17 protein-coding genes and 1 pseudogene are annotated in these 13,827 nt (G+C 61.3%); 7 read left to right on the top strand and 11 right to left on the bottom strand.

All coding sequences use genetic code 11. From position 1 onward, the window contains the following. The first annotated feature begins 111 nt into the window (after positions 1 to 111). A complete protein-coding gene (locus PHD22_RS13745) occupies positions 112 to 462 on the top strand; it encodes a hypothetical protein (RefSeq protein WP_299867930.1) in 351 nt (116 codons plus the stop codon). 192 nt (positions 463 to 654) lie between these two features. After that, positions 655 to 1,029: a transposase domain-containing protein gene (locus tag PHD22_RS16935; RefSeq protein WP_366520737.1), complete on the top strand. Its 375-nt coding sequence runs from the start codon at positions 655 to 657 to the stop codon at positions 1,027 to 1,029. Here PHD22_RS16935 and PHD22_RS13740 read toward each other — a convergent pair. The 10 genes and pseudogenes from PHD22_RS13740 to pcnB all read right to left on the bottom strand — a co-directional run bounded on the left by PHD22_RS13740 (position 1,026) and on the right by pcnB (position 8,117). After that, positions 1,026 to 1,184 (bottom strand): hypothetical protein, encoded by a 159-nt coding sequence (locus PHD22_RS13740; protein ID WP_299867927.1) that lies wholly within the window; start codon positions 1,182 to 1,184, stop codon positions 1,026 to 1,028. The two genes, PHD22_RS16935 and PHD22_RS13740, sit on opposite strands and share 4 nt — an antisense overlap. A 478-nt stretch (positions 1,185 to 1,662) precedes the next feature. Beyond that, positions 1,663 to 1,785: pseudogene (locus tag PHD22_RS13735) on the bottom strand (IS5/IS1182 family transposase); the annotation flags it as partial. A 59-nt stretch (positions 1,786 to 1,844) separates the two neighbouring features. After that, positions 1,845 to 2,327 (bottom strand): hypothetical protein, encoded by a 483-nt coding sequence (locus tag PHD22_RS13730; RefSeq protein ID WP_299867924.1) that lies wholly within the window; start codon positions 2,325 to 2,327, stop codon positions 1,845 to 1,847. 475 nt (positions 2,328 to 2,802) lie between these two features. Then, positions 2,803 to 3,297 carry a Dps family protein gene (locus tag PHD22_RS13725; protein ID WP_299867921.1) on the bottom strand — a complete coding sequence of 165 codons (495 nt, stop codon included), beginning with the start codon at positions 3,295 to 3,297 and terminating at the stop codon, positions 2,803 to 2,805. A gap of 192 nt (positions 3,298 to 3,489) precedes the next feature. Beyond that, positions 3,490 to 4,314 (bottom strand): pantoate--beta-alanine ligase, encoded by an 825-nt coding sequence (gene panC, locus PHD22_RS13720; protein WP_299867918.1) that lies wholly within the window; start codon positions 4,312 to 4,314, stop codon positions 3,490 to 3,492. A 10-nt stretch (positions 4,315 to 4,324) separates the two neighbouring features. Further along, positions 4,325 to 5,143, bottom strand: coding sequence for a 3-methyl-2-oxobutanoate hydroxymethyltransferase (panB, locus tag PHD22_RS13715; RefSeq protein ID WP_299867915.1), 819 nt, complete (start codon positions 5,141 to 5,143; stop codon positions 4,325 to 4,327). Positions 5,144 to 5,274: 131 nt separating this feature from the next. Further along, complete coding sequence (locus PHD22_RS13710) at positions 5,275 to 5,916, bottom strand: deoxynucleoside kinase (protein ID WP_299867913.1); 642 nt, start codon at positions 5,914 to 5,916, stop codon at positions 5,275 to 5,277. A gap of 16 nt (positions 5,917 to 5,932) precedes the next feature. Then, the gene (locus PHD22_RS13705; RefSeq protein WP_299867912.1) at positions 5,933 to 6,274 is read right to left on the bottom strand and encodes a DMT family protein; all 342 of its coding nucleotides are present in this window, start codon (positions 6,272 to 6,274) and stop codon (positions 5,933 to 5,935) included. After that, positions 6,274 to 6,777: a 2-amino-4-hydroxy-6-hydroxymethyldihydropteridine diphosphokinase gene (folK, locus tag PHD22_RS13700; RefSeq protein ID WP_299867910.1), complete on the bottom strand. Its 504-nt coding sequence runs from the start codon at positions 6,775 to 6,777 to the stop codon at positions 6,274 to 6,276. The genes PHD22_RS13705 and folK overlap by 1 nt, the downstream gene beginning before the upstream one ends. Then, the gene (gene pcnB, locus PHD22_RS13695) at positions 6,774 to 8,117 is read right to left on the bottom strand and encodes a polynucleotide adenylyltransferase PcnB (RefSeq protein ID WP_299867908.1); all 1,344 of its coding nucleotides are present in this window, start codon (positions 8,115 to 8,117) and stop codon (positions 6,774 to 6,776) included. Before pcnB ends, folK begins: the two co-directional genes overlap by 4 nt. Before the next feature lie 135 nt (positions 8,118 to 8,252). On the opposite strand from pcnB, the gene hyi reads away from it, so the two are divergent. Both hyi and PHD22_RS13685 read left to right on the top strand, forming a co-directional pair. Further along, complete coding sequence (gene hyi, locus PHD22_RS13690) at positions 8,253 to 9,035, top strand: hydroxypyruvate isomerase (RefSeq protein WP_299867906.1); 783 nt, start codon at positions 8,253 to 8,255, stop codon at positions 9,033 to 9,035. Between the two features lie 357 nt (positions 9,036 to 9,392). Then, positions 9,393 to 10,220, top strand: a complete 828-nt coding sequence (locus PHD22_RS13685) for a protein phosphatase 2C domain-containing protein (protein WP_299867904.1) — start codon at positions 9,393 to 9,395, stop codon at positions 10,218 to 10,220. 7 nt (positions 10,221 to 10,227) lie between these two features. Here PHD22_RS13685 and corA read toward each other — a convergent pair whose 3' ends face one another. Next, positions 10,228 to 11,310, bottom strand: a complete 1,083-nt coding sequence (gene corA / locus PHD22_RS13680) for a magnesium/cobalt transporter CorA (protein ID WP_299867902.1) — start codon at positions 11,308 to 11,310, stop codon at positions 10,228 to 10,230. Positions 11,311 to 11,463: 153 nt separating this feature from the next. Here corA and PHD22_RS13675 point away from each other — a divergent pair, with 153 nt between their 5' ends. The 3 genes from PHD22_RS13675 to PHD22_RS13665 form a co-directional block, all read left to right on the top strand. Continuing rightward, positions 11,464 to 12,588: an NAD(P) transhydrogenase subunit alpha gene (locus PHD22_RS13675; RefSeq protein ID WP_299867900.1), complete on the top strand. Its 1,125-nt coding sequence runs from the start codon at positions 11,464 to 11,466 to the stop codon at positions 12,586 to 12,588. Positions 12,589 to 12,600: 12 nt separating this feature from the next. Then, positions 12,601 to 12,885 (top strand): NAD(P) transhydrogenase subunit alpha, encoded by a 285-nt coding sequence (locus tag PHD22_RS13670; protein ID WP_299867898.1) that lies wholly within the window; start codon positions 12,601 to 12,603, stop codon positions 12,883 to 12,885. Continuing rightward, positions 12,885 to 13,827, top strand: a 943-nt coding sequence (locus PHD22_RS13665; protein WP_299867896.1) for an NAD(P)(+) transhydrogenase (Re/Si-specific) subunit beta, incomplete at its 3' end; no start/stop codon positions are given. The genes PHD22_RS13670 and PHD22_RS13665, both read left to right, overlap by 1 nt.

The raw sequence follows: 13,827 nt of genomic DNA, 5'->3' as shown, positions 1-13,827 counted from the left end.
CATGTCACTTCGTTTCGCTGAACTGACCACTCCCGCAGCTCATAAGCTCAACGGCAACAAAAAAATTTCGTCGGTGGCCGCCGATTCGAGTCGACGCTGGTGGGGGCCAGTTTGGCGCGCAGTCTGGCCTGCGCCCGCTCGGCCGGCTATGAGCTGACGGTTGTGCTGGTGTTTCTGGACTCTCCGGAGTTATGTTTGCGCCGGATTGCCGAGCGGGTGGCGCAAGGCGGGCATGATGTGCCCGAACAAGATGTGCGTCGCCGTTTCCTCCGGGTCTTCCCCGTGTTCTGGCGGGAGTACCGCCAACAGGCGGAGCGATGCCTGATAGTATTCAATGGTGGGGAGTCGTTTTCAGTGGTTGTCCAAGCCGAGCAGGATAACTGGCCGGTCTACGACGACCAACTGTGGACGACCTTTCAATCTTTTCTGCAGCAGGGTGATGCTGAAGACAGCGCCGCATGAACACTGGTCGGCCGAGTTGATCCGGATTGGGAACCTGGCGGTGCGTGAAACCCAGCAATGTAACCGCCAACTGGGCATCCCGAACTGGTACTCGCTCAATGGCAGGCTGGTGAGTGACGCCCCGCGCGAGGAGTCGTCCGCGGCCAGTCCGTCCCATAGCCCCCCAAGCAAGCCCGGCGACCCGTCGGTAAGCTGAGCTCTGCTTGGCAGGCGCAACGGTCAGTTGTTGCTCATTGGACGCGGGGCGGAACGCGGCCCTTCATTCAAGCGGCGATCCAGGCTGTTCCGCAAAGGATTGAATGGGATGTCCGCCGATGCGGTGCCCGGGCAAGATTCCGAGCCTGCCGCTGCACTGTCCGGATAGAACTCTTCCAGTCCGCTCGCCTCAACGGGCATGAGCCCTTCGCGTATCTGGAGGATGTGCTCACGCGCTTCGGTCACTTTGACAGGCAAGGGCTCATTCGTCAGCTACCGAACGAAGAGGGACGCTCCAAGGCTTTCGAGTGGACTTTTTTTGTTGACGCGAACCCCTGGCAGGATCGCACGGGCGTGGAAGATGGAGCCTAGTTGCGCAGAAAAACCCCGGCGATGACAAGCATCAGGGTCAGGCCGGCGGCAACCAGCAAGCCGAGCATGAGCCACGGCGCCTTGAGGCCCGAGCCAAAGATTAGGGCGGCCGTCAGGGCCAGGTGGAGCGCGGTGGAGATGGGTTTGATGCGCATGACTGCAGCTAGGTGAGGGAGGCGCTAAAAGTATGGCAAATATGAAGGCTATCTTAAAACCAGGGGGTGTCGGTGCCGGATAAGCTCAAGGCGCAGCACCGATGATGCAGCTGACTCTGCTGCTGAAACTGCAGCAGTGACGCAGGGCAACCTTAACGGCGCTCTGGGCGGTCTGTCAGGTGCCCGGGCGAAAGGCCTGCAGACCCCGTTATTCCCCCGTTACGTTCTTCGATTGGCCTACGGGACAAGAGTGCGTGGCTTCGTGGGCAACAAAACGCTTGGCGGGCCGTATTTTCGGGAGGGCGGCATTTTAGGCCCGCAGGTCACCCAGATAGGCCAGCGATGCGGCAGCAACTTCACCGTCTGTTCACGAAATTCAGGCGAACAGGCTCTGCGGGGTATCCGTTCCGTTTTTTCAGTCTACCCCATGTCAGGCAAGTCGTTTCAACACGTCGATCATCGTCGGGGTGATCTGCTTGAACAATTCGCGTAGATCGTGCCGGCGCTGGCCGGCATCAAGCGGAAACAGAATCAGGCAAGGCGCGACGAAGGCCCATTCTTCGTCGCTGACATCAGTCGGGTAGGGTTTGCGGTCTGCCATAGACCGCGAATCTTAAGGCTATGGCATGGTTCAGGACAGGCGCTGGAAGGTTTTGGTGATCAGTGCAAGCCGAGCATTTGCTTGAGTTGGGACATATCCTTTGCATGATCCACGCCCTCTATCTTGCCGTTGGCCATGCGGATGACGGTGACGGCACTCTTTTGGCGGGGCAGCTCTGCCAGCACGCTGGCTTCTTTAGCCAGGCCAATCGGGAACGGCAAGCCGCGCATGGCAGGCAGGGCGAACATCTTCGTCACCAGTGCAGGCATGCTGCTGATATCTGCAAGATAGACTGCGTTGAGACGGTTCAGGACCCCGTCCTTCTCGTTGCCCAAGACCTCGTTGGCCAGATCACTCGCTGCCTTGTCTGCAGCAAAGATCAGAATCTGGGTGCTCTGGAGCACGCTGACGGATCTTCCATTCTGGTCTTCCAGTGTCAGGGAAGGAGCAGGACTGCCTATGCCCAAGGGCGCGGCCAGGGCACTGAGGGACAGGCTCAAGCCAAGGGTAAGGCTGGACAAGTAGTGTCGGAGGGACGGCATGATGAAATCCTTGGTTGAGTGATTGAGGCGAGTGGCCAAAGTGGTGACCATGCGGGGGATCCGCCGCGGTAGCTGATCCCGTTGATCTCGGTCGGCCTGAGCGTGAAGAGGGGGACGGTGGCTCCCGAAGTGGTGTGTGGGTGCGGGATCAAGGCTGCATGTCGGCCAGCAGGTCATGGCCGGGCAGGGCGCCAGGCAAGGATGCCAGTGCCGCTAGAAGATTCCATCCGGGCGCCTGTCAGCGGGACAGCTCCGAACCCGGTCGGAGCGCGATGGCTCAGGCGCTGCTGAAGCCCAGGTGCAAAGTGATGGGGTTTTGGGTGGTGCTTTTCGCGGTAAGGCAGGGTCCGAGAGGAAGGCCTTGCGCTGTTTTTGAGCGAGGGCTTTCCATGGGTACTGGGCAGGGGCTCAGGCAAGCTTGGTGGAGATCCAGGATTGGGTCATCCCACGCATGGTGTCCTACCTGCCCAAGCGCTTACTCCTCGAGGAGACTACGCAGCATCCATGCGGTTTTTTCATGGATGTCGATACGCTGGGTCAGGACGTCTGCGGTGGGCTGGTCGTTGGCCTCGTCCACAACGGGGAAGAGTTTCCGGGCGGTCCGGGCAGTCGCTTCCTGAGCCGCAACGAGATGACGGATCATGTCCGTTGCCTTGGGAACGCCTTCCACTTCCTGGATGGATGCGAGCTTGACGAACTCCTTGTAAGTGCCAGGTGCCGGAAAGCCCAAAGCACGGATACGCTCCGCGATGATATCCAGGGCGTTCCACTGTTCGGTGTACTGCGTCATGAACATGGTGTGCAGGCTGTTGAACTGGGGGCCAGTCACGTTCCAGTGAAAATTGTGCGTCATCAGGTACAGCGTGTAGCTGTCGGCCAGGAGCTCCGACAGTCCTTTGGCGATTTTCCGGCGGTCTGCTTCCGAAATACCGATATCCATGGTCATCACCTTGCCTTTCTTGTCTTTCATGACAGATCCTTGTTTTGAATATTCACTTACTACGATCAAAGATGATCTTGCGAGAGTGCCAACAGAATATGTTGGAGCTGTCTCCCCGGGGAGCTTGACCGCTCAGCTTCGAGAGCCATAACGTGCCCCAGCGCTGCGCTGGCAGGGTTCCGAGCGGTGTGCTCGAGGCTATGGCGTGGTTCAGAAAAGGCTTCAGATCTCCAGATTGTCAATCAGGCGTGTCTGTCCAAGTCGCGCGGCCCCCAGGACCACCAGGGAGTCCCCGGCTGCGGGCGTCTGCAGGTCGGAGCGACGCCGGACGGTAATGTAGTCGGGTTGCCATCCGTGAGCAGCCAGATCCGCCATGGCTTCGGTCTCCAGGTGCAGATGATCCTGCTCTCCTGCCAGGATATGTTCACGGATGCGCAGCAGCTGGCGGTGGAGACGGGGCGCTTCGGCCCGCTCTTCCAGGCTCAGGTAGCCGTTGCGGGAAGACAGGGCCAGGCCGTCATCGGCGCGGGTGGTTTCGCCAGGAACGATCTCGATGGGCAGCGCCAGTTCGCGCACCATGTTGCTCAGGATCATCAGCTGCTGATAGTCCTTCTTGCCAAATACCGCCACATCCGGCTGAACAATATTGAACAGCTTGAGCACCACGGTGGCCATGCCGGCAAAGTGGCCGGGGCGAACGGCGCCTTCCAGGATGCGGGTATGGGCGCTGTCCGGTTCGAGCACGTAGCGTTGGGGTGCTGGATACATTTCCTGCTCGTCCGGTGCGAACAGGAAGTCGACAGCCGCTTCACGCAGGCGCGCGCAGTCGTTGTCAAAGGTGCGGGGATATTTGTCGAAGTCTTCCTTCGGACCAAACTGCAGGCGATTGACGAAGATGCTGGCAACGACCACGTCGGCATGCTGGCGTGCCTGGTGCATCAGGGCAAGGTGGCCGTCGTGAAGATTGCCCATGGTCGGAACAAAGGCGATCCGGCCAACGTTGGCCAGGGCCTTGCGCAGGGTGGTGATGGTAGGGTGGATCTGCATGGCTTGGATCTCAATAACTGTGTTCGGGGCCGGGGAAACGGCCTTCCTTGACATCGGTGACGTAGCGGGCAACGGCTTCGTCGAGGCTGCTGGCACCTTCCATGAAGTTCTTGGCAAAGCGAGGGCGCTTTCCGGGAAAGACCCCGATCAGGTCGTGGAGGACCAGCACCTGACCGTGGCATCCGGTGCCGGCTCCGATACCGATGGTGGCCATGGACGTGGTGGCAGCGGTGACATCTTCGGCAAGGCGGGAGGGCACCATTTCCATCACGATCAGGGCTGCACCCGCTTGTTCAAGGGCTCTGGCATCAGCTTTGAGGGTGGCAGCCCCTTCGTCGCTGCGACCCTGGACCCTATAGCCGCCGAGCTGATGCACGGCCTGGGGGGTCAGCCCGATGTGGGCGCACACGGGGACACCCCGTTCCACCAAGAAGCGCACCGTCTCGGCCATGAAGGCGCCACCCTCCAGCTTGACCATATGCGCGCCGGCCGCCATCAGCCTGGCGGCGTTACGCATGGCCTGGGACGGGCTCTCGGCATAACTGCCGAAGGGCATGTCGGTGACGATCAGCGGCCTGCTGCAGCCCCGGGCTACACATTCGGTGTGGTAGGTCATGTGCTCCAGGGTGACTGGCAGGGTGGTCTTCTGGCCTTGCAGTACGTTACCCAGGGAGTCTCCAACCAGCACCACATCCACGCCATTACGCTCCAGCAGGGACGCAAAGCTGGCATCGTAGCCGGTCAGCATGACGATCTTGCGGCCCTCGGCACGCATCTTGCCGAGCTCAAAAAGGGTGACGGGCTTGTTGTTGTCTTGTAAGTAGCTCATGGCTGTTCCTCCTTGCGGCGGCAGTTAAACCCATTGCAGTGCAGGGCACAAGAGGGCGTTGATGGCGGCAGGGTGGGTGGCGGGATGTGCTGCCCTGCTGGCTGGAGCACGTGCAGAAGGGGTGAAGGACCTCAGCCCGCGTAACCGAAGAACTCCCGATAGCTGCGCATGGAGAGCAACCGGGAAAAAAGCAGCTCGAAGTCATCGTCCTTTTCAACGGGGTTGAGGGACTCGGCATTGACGATGAACAGGGGGGCCGCATCGTAGTGATGGAAAAAGCTGGCATAGCGCTGGGCAACCCGTTGCAGGTAGAGCTCGCTCATCTTGCGCTCCGCTTCCACTCCGCGGCGACGGACCCGCTCAATCAGGATCTCGGGCTGAGCCTGCAGGTAGATCACCAGGTCTGGCTGCAGGACCTGATGGGGCTTGAGGTGCTCGTAAATCTGGCGGTACAACCGGAGCTCGTCGTCGGCAAGAGTCAGCTCGGCAAACAGGTGATCCTTGTCCATCAGGAAATCCGAGACAACCTTTCGATGGGGGTCGTGGTGAGCAGCAAAGGCGGCCAGCTTTTCGCTCCGCTGGAACAGGAATGCCAGCTGCGCGGGGAGTCCCCAGCGTTCCATGTTCTGGTAGAAGCGTCCCAGGAAGGGGTTGTCTGCAGGGCTTTCCAGCATCGCTTCGGCATGCAGGCGTTCGGCAAGACGCCGGGCGAGGGTGGTCTTGCCGGCGCCGATGGGGCCTTCCACGACGATGTAGCGCGCTTTTTCGAGCATGGTCTTTCTGGGCCTTTCAGGCTCGGAAGATGAAGTAGACAGCGCCAAGGATACACAGGGCCGCCCATAGATAGTCAAGCTTGAGGGGTTGTTGCATATAGAGGATTGCAAAGGGAACGAACACCGCCAGGGTGATCGCTTCCTGCATGATCTTGAGCTGCGCCAGATTGAGCTCCTGAGCGCCGATCCGGTTGGCGGGTACCTGGAGCAGGTACTCGAACAGGGCAATCCCCCAGCTGATCAGGGCTGCAATGTACCAAGGCGAGGTGGCCAGGTTCTTCAGGTGTCCATACCAGGCAAAGGTCATGAACACGTTGGAGGCGGCCAGCAGTAGTGCGGTCTGGAGCCAGATGGGCATTACAGGAGTTCGCTGCGCTGGATAGCCTGGTCGGTCACGCCGGAAAGGTAGGCGCCTGCCTGGCCGAGGCCGGGCAGGACGATGTCAGGTGCGATTTCAAGTAGGGGGTACAGCACAAAGGCCCGTTCATGCATCCGTGGATGGGGAAGGGTCAGTTCGTGGGAGGTCAGGACAAGATCTCCGTGCAGGAGCAGGTCCAGGTCCAGGGTCCGGGGGGCATTCTGGGTACTGCGGATCCGTCCGTGCTCCGCTTCGATTGTCAGCAGCGCGCGCAGCAGGGCAAGGGGGGCGAGAGCGGTGTCCACGGCCACCACTGCATTGACATAGTCGGGCTGACCGGGGGGGCAGCCGACCGGTGCGCTGCGGTAGAGGGACGAGCGCATCACGACACGGGCCGTAGGCAAGCGATCAATGGCGTCCACCGCAGCCCGAAGATGCTCCACCGGCTCACCCAGGTTGGCCCCCAGGGCCACATAGGCCCGGGTCTGCTGCTCGAAACTCATTCGCTGCCCGGTGCTGCGGGGGCGCCGGCAGGTTTGCGACGCCGCCGTCGCTTGCGGGGCGCATCCGTCTTTTCGGGGACCAGCATGCCCTGCCGGATATCCGGATTGGCGTCCGCGAAGTTTTCCCACCAGTCGGGCAGTTCCATCGGAAGTTCGCCGGACTGGGCCCGCAGGCGCAGGAAATCCCAGCCGGCCCGATAGCGGGCTTGCTCCAGCAACCGGTAGGGGGCCTTGCCGGCACGTTTTTCGAAGCGGGGCTGGAGGGCCCAGATTTCCTTGATGTCCCCGGCGATGCGGCGGGTGATTGCCAGCTTGCCGGATTGCCGCGCCAGAACCGCGTCCATGGCGTCAAAGAGGGCTGGCTGGGAATGCTCCCCGTTGGCCTTGCGGGCTTCCCAATCGGCCAGAACCTCATGCCACAGCAAGGTGGCAAACAGGAATCCCGGGGAAATGGGCTTGCCCTGGCGCACCCGTTGATCGGTGTTCTCGAGGGACAACCAGACGAAGCGTTCGCCCAGGGGTTGTTCGAGAATGACGTCAAGAAGCGGGAGCAGGCCATGATGCAGGCCCTCTTCGCGCAATTGCTTGAGGCACTTGACCGCATGGCCGGACATCAGCAGCTTCAGCATCTCGTCGAAGAGGCGGGCCGGGGGCACGTTTTCGAGCAGGTCCGCCATTTCGCGGATCGGTGCCCGGGCAGCCGGGTCGATGGAGAGGCCCAGCTTGGCCCCCAGACGTGCGGCGCGCAGCATGCGTACCGGGTCTTCCCTGTAGCGCACGCGGGGATCACCGATCATCCGCAGGGTGCGCTGCTGGAGGTCTGCCACGCCGTGGTGGTAGTCGATGACGGTTTCGTCAGTGGGGTTGTAATACAGCGCATTGACGGTGAAGTCGCGTCGGGTGGCATCCTCGGCCATGGAGCCGAACACATTGTCGCGCAGCACGCGGCCGTGCTCGTCCGTCTCGGTGGCTTCGGCCTCCTGCATGGCCCGGAAGGTGGACACCTCGATGGTTTCGGGGCCGCTCATCACATGGACGATCTTGAAGCGTCGTCCGATGATCCGGGAGCGCCGGAACAGGGCCCGGACTTCCTCGGGTGTGGCGCTGGTGGCCACATCAAAATCCTTGGGGACCTGGCCGACGATGATGTCGCGGACGGCTCCGCCCACCACATAGGCCTTGTGACCGGCTTCCTGCAGTACGGTACAGACCTTGTTTGCGGCGGGAGAAACCTGCTCCCGGCGTACTCCGTGGCGGTCGACCGGGATGAGGGCGGGTTCGGGTAGAACACTGACGGGCGCAGCGCGGCGAAAGACGCGGCGCAGCAGTTTGCGGATCATTGCTGGGGCAGTTTGTCTTTTAGTCAAGGGATGCATGATACCCCATCGGAGCCCCCGCTTTGGGAGCCTGATCTGCCCTTTAGCGGTATCCGGCGTTAAGATCCACTTCAATATTCATGGGTGATGAGGCCTGTCATGCCGCGCTTTTCTGCCAATCTGTCTTTCCTTTTCCTGGAGCACCCCTTTCTGGAGCGTTTTGCTGCAGCGGCTGCCTGCGGTTTCCGGGGGGTGGAGTTTCATTTTCCCTACGACTTCCCGGCGGATGAGATTGCGGACGCGGCGCGTCGTGCCGGTGTGGCGGTGGTGCTGTTCAATTTTCCGGCGGGCAACTGGGCGGAGGGGGAGCGGGGCATTGCCTGCCTGCCGGAGCGGGTCGCTGAGTTTCAGGCTGGAGTGGAGAAGGCTGCGGCCTACGCCGAGGCTCTGGAGTGCCCGCGGATCAACTGCCTGGCAGGGCTGCGGCCTGAGGGCATGGAGGAGCATCTGCTCCATCGGACGCTGGTCGGGAATCTGCGCCTTGCTGCCGATCGTCTGGCCATGTCCGGCCGGGATGTGCTGCTGGAGCCTCTCAACAGCCGTGATACCCCCCGCTTTTTTGTGGACCGGACACTACCTGCCCTGGCTCTTCTCGACGAGGCCAATCGACCCAACCTGTTCCTCCAGTACGATATCTTCCATGCGCAGGTGATGGAGGGTGATCTGGCCCTGAGCCTTGCAAAGCATCTGCCCCGGATCGGCCATGTTCAGCTGGCGGATAACCCAGGCCGCCACGAGCCGGGTACCGGCGAGATCAATTTTCCCTTCCTGCTGAGTCATCTGGACGCGATCAACTATCAAGGCTGGGTGGGGTGCGAGTATGCCCCGTCCGGGCGCAGCGAGGATTCCCTGGCCTGGATGCTCCCGGTTGCGTCGGGCTAGCGCTGATGAGCGGGGGCTGTTGCCTGGCTGGCTCTCCAGAGAAGCGGATTTTCTGCGTACCCGTACAGCATTTTTTAGGGTGCGTTGATGAAAAAGTCACGAATCTTTTCCGATAGTCCAGGGCGCAATCATCCTTGATCCTGGGAAAGGTTTAAACTGGAACAGCATGAGTTGGCTACTGGTAACAAAGCAAGGGATGGCATTCATCCACTGTCGTGCATTTTGCCCGGCTGTATTTTTGATCCGGAGTCCTGGTAACTGATGGGCTCTTGCCGTTTTTAACGCCAGGGTTTTCCGGGTGCTTTCCATCATCGATTGGGTCTGTCCCGGATTTCTGGTTTGTAGCCTCCTTACTTTATGAACCCTTCGCTGTCGTCCCTTACCGCTCCCGATACCACCACGGCAAAAAAGCGCTATCAGGCTGAAGCCTGTGTGGCCAAGCATGTGGGAGACAGGTCCGAGCAGCAGGACCGTGCGGCAGTGTTTGCGCATCCGAGCCGGAGGGGTACCCTGATGGCGGTGCTGGCGGATGGCATGGGAGGGCATTCGGGAGGGGCGATGGCCGCCGAGCAGGTCATTCATAAGGCCCGCCAGAATTTCGAGGCTTTTGCTCCTGCTTCCGAAAGCCCCCAGGATCTGCTGCGCAGCATCGTCGATGAAGCCCATATCGTCATCAAGCTGACCCGCTTCACCAGTGAGCAGGATCCCCACAGCACCGCCGTGGTCTTCATGCTGCAGCCCGACCGGGCGGACTGGGTGCATTGCGGAGATTCCCGCTTTTATCATTTCCGTAACGGGAAGCTTGTGACCCGCAGCGTGGACCACTCCCTGGTGGAAGAGCTCGTGCGCAAGGGACGCCTGGATGCGGAGGGCGCCCTGCGTCATCCCAACCGTAACGTGCTGCTGTCCTGTCTCGGTGCAGAGAAGGAGCCCCGGGTGGATATCGGCCATGCCTCGCCCCTGGTGGGGGGCGATGCCTTCCTCCTGTGTTCGGATGGTTTGTGGGGTTACATCGGTGAGGCCGAAATGGGTGATACCCTGGCCCGGCTTTCTCCCCGGGAGGCCTCTGCGCAGCTCATCGAACTGGCCAGGGAGAGAGCCAAAGGGAGCGGTGACAACATTTCCCTGGCAGTGGTCAAGCTGGTGGAGCTTGTGCCCAAGCTGCCGGCCAGTCCCAAGCCCTGAAAGGTGTTCAGCGGGTCTTCAGCCAGTTCCGGCGCCAGAAGGAAGCGGCCATCACGGTCGCTGCGCCGCCCATCAGGCCCAGCGCAAGAACAAACCCGTCCTCCCGGTGCAGCCAGGGCATTTCGTTGAAGTTCATCCCGAAGATCCCGGCGATCAGGGTCGCAGGCATGAACAGGGTGGTCAGTACCGTGAGGATGCGGACCTCGGCGTTCAGGCGGTTGCTGACACTGGACAGATAGATGTCCAGCAGGTCTGCCAGCAGGTCTCTTACCGATTCCAGGGATTCCAGCACATGCACGGTGTGGTCGTATATGTCCCGTAAATAAAGTCGGGTATGGGCGCTGAAAAAGGTGCCGTCGGCGCGGGTGAGGGTGTTCAGCACTTCCCGCAGGGGCCAGACGGCCCGTCGCAGCAGCACAGCCTCGTGCTTGACCCGGTTGATTTCCCCGAGCAACTGGGTGCTGGGCTGGTTGAGGGCGCGCTCTTCCAGCTCTTCCGCCATCTCTCCCAGCCGGTCCAGGGCCACGAAATAACGGTCCACCAGGGTGTCCAGCAGGGTGTATGCCAGATAATCCAGCCCGTGAGTGCGCAGCGGGCTGCTGTCCGCCCGCAGGCGCTCACGGATGGTTTCGAAAGTTCCTGTGGCACGTTCCTGGAAGGTGAGCAGGAAATTGCGGCCGAGCACGATGCTGACCTGATCAGAAACCAGCCGGCCGTTTTCCTGAACGGCTTCATAGCATCGGGCTGCAATGTAGATGTAGTCCGCAAACTCATCGCTTTTTGGCCGTTGCTGGGTATTCAGGATGTCTTCCTGGATTAACGGATGCAGTCCGAAACGACGCCCGATTTCGGCCATCACCGCCGGGTCGTGCAGTCCATGAACGTTGAGCCAGAGCTTCTCGTGGATCGTCTGGTGCTGGCGCGAGGCCTCAATCGATTCAAAACGGGTTTCCCGAAGGCCTTGGGTATCGAATTCGATCAGGGAGATCCGGGGTGGGTCTGTCTTGATTTCTCCCACGTGTACGAGGGCGCCTGCCGGAAGTCCGAGTTTTCTGCTGGCCTTGGTCTGTTTCTTGCTGTTTTTTCCCATGATTTTTGCAATACCCGGACGAGAGGTCCGGTTTTCGTGCAGCATTCGGGTGCATTCCAGCGCCGTAGGCGCATGAGCCCCCGCTTCTGTGTCGTTGTCGAAATTCTCTCGGGACGATAACAGAATTCCCAAACCCAGCTATAAGGAGGTTCCATGCCACTGGTCATCGGTGTGACCAAAGAAAGCCTGCCCGGAGAGCGCCGTGTCGCGCTCGTACCGGACGTGGCCAGGAAATATCAAGGGCTTGGCGCAGCGTTGCTGCTCCAGGCAGGTGCCGGCGAGTCGGCCTACTACCGTGATGGAGATTACGGAGCGGAGCAGCTTGTGGCGGATCCGGATACTGTCCTTGCGGGAGCGGACCTGTTCCTGCAGGTCCAGCCGCTTGGGCTGGAGGCTCTGGCCCGCCTTGAGCCGGACTCCGTTCTGGTGGGGTTTCAGCAGCCCTGGTCGAGCCGGGAACGGGTTGAACTGTTGCTCCAAAAACGGATCACCTGTTTCGCTTTGGAGCTGCTGCCACGTATCAGTCGTGCCCAGAGCATGGACGTGCTGTCCAGTCAGGCCGCAGTGGCAGGTTATGAATGTGCCTTGATTGCCGCCGATCACAGTCCCAAATTCTTCCCGATGCTCACCTATGCCGCCGGTACCATCCGCCCGGCCAAGGTGCTGGTGATCGGCGCCGGTGTGGCCGGACTGCAGGCCATTGCCACCGCCAAGCGCCTCGGCGCCATGGTGTCGGGCTATGACGTGCGTCCGGAGACCAAGGAGCAGATCGAATCCCTCGGCGCCAAGTTTGTGGATACCGGCGTATCGGCGGCCGGCAGCGGCGGCTATGCGCGCGAGCTGACCGACGACGAGAAGCGCCAGCAGGCTGACAAGCTGGGCAAGGCCATCGCCGAATGCGATGCCCTCATCACCACGGCGGCGATCCCTGGGCGCAAGGCGCCGGTCATTGTCAGTGCCGACATGGTGGCGCGCATGAAACCCGGTTCGGTGGTGGTGGACATGGCCGCCGAGACGGGTGGCAACGTGGCCGGCACGGTGGCAGGCGAGAAGACCTGGGTCGGCGAAGTGTTGATCATCGGTCCCATCCACATCTCCAGCCGCATGCCCGTCCATGCATCCGAGATGTACGCCAAGAACCTGTTCAATTTCATCTCTCCCTTCATCAAGGATGGGGCTCTCGCCCTGGATTGGGAAGATGAGGTGTTGTCCGGCGCATGCCTGACCCACGCGGGCGAAATCCGCCATGCGGGCGTCAAGGCCGCGCTTGGCCTTTAAGGAGGGCTTTCCATGGATGGAATGCTTGCGCTGTATATCTTCATGCTCGCTGCCTTTACCGGGTACGAGGTGATTTCCCGTGTGCCGGTGATCCTGCACACGCCGCTCATGTCCGGATCGAACTTCGTGCATGGGGTGGTGCTGGTGGGTGGCATGATCGCCCTGGGTCAGGCGGAGACTCCGCTGGAACAGGTCCTTGGCTTTGTTGCCGTGCTGCTTGGGGCTGCCAATGCGGCCGGGGGCTACGTGGTCACGGAACGGATGCTTGCCATGTTCAAGTCTAAGGAGAAGCACTGATGGCGCTCAAGTGGCTGATTGAAGCGAGCTACTTTGTGGCTGCGATCCTGTTCATTCTCGGTTTGAAAGGCATGAGCTCGCCGGTGACGGCCCGCAAGGGTATTGTCTGGGCCGGTGTCGGCATGGTGCTGGCCACGGTGGTGACCTTCCTGACCCCGGGCATGGGTAATTTCCTCCTCATCATCATTGCCATCGGTTTGGGTGGTGCCCTGGCCTGGATTTCCGGCAAGAAGGTGGCGATGACCGACATGCCCCAGATGGTGGCCATTTATAACGGTATGGGGGGTGGTGCAGCGGCGGCCATTGCGGCGGTGGAGTTTGCCCGGGGCGAGATGCACGGCACCCTGGTGACCCTGCTGGCCACCCTGGGTGCGCTGATTGGTGCGGTGTCCTTTGCCGGTTCGGTGGTGGCCTGGGCCAAGCTCCAGGGGGTGATGAAGAAGGCTTTCCGCTTGCCGGCCCAGAACGGTGTCAACATCGTGCTGGCACTGCTGACCGTGGGCCTTGGCGTGGCCATCGTGATGGCCCCGGAGGTGAGTCCGCTCCTGGTGGTGGCCTTTTTTGCAATGTCCCTGATTCTCGGTACCGTCATCACGCTGCCCATCGGCGGCGCAGACATGCCGGTAGTGATCTCCCTGTTCAACGCCTTCACCGGCCTGGCCGTGGGCTTCGAAGGCTTTGTGATGGGCATTCCGGCCCTGATCATCGCCGGCATCGTGGTTGGTGCTGCCGGAACGCTGCTTACGCAACTGATGGCCAAGGCCATGAACCGGCCGATCAGCAACATCCTGTTCGTGCCGATGGCGGCGGCCGGTGGTGGCGAGGCCGTGGAGGGGGAGCAGAAGGAAGTGGGGGCGATGGATGCTGCCGCCCTGATGCGCTACGCCAGCAAGGTCATCGTCGTGCCGGGTTACGGGATGGCGGTGGCGGGCGCCCAGCACA

The organism is Zoogloea sp. (genome assembly GCF_028693495.1).
Taxonomy (GTDB): domain Bacteria; phylum Pseudomonadota; class Gammaproteobacteria; order Burkholderiales; family Rhodocyclaceae; genus Zoogloea.
Note: the sequence above shows the minus strand (reverse complement) of the source record. Positions and strands in the feature narration are given on the sequence as shown.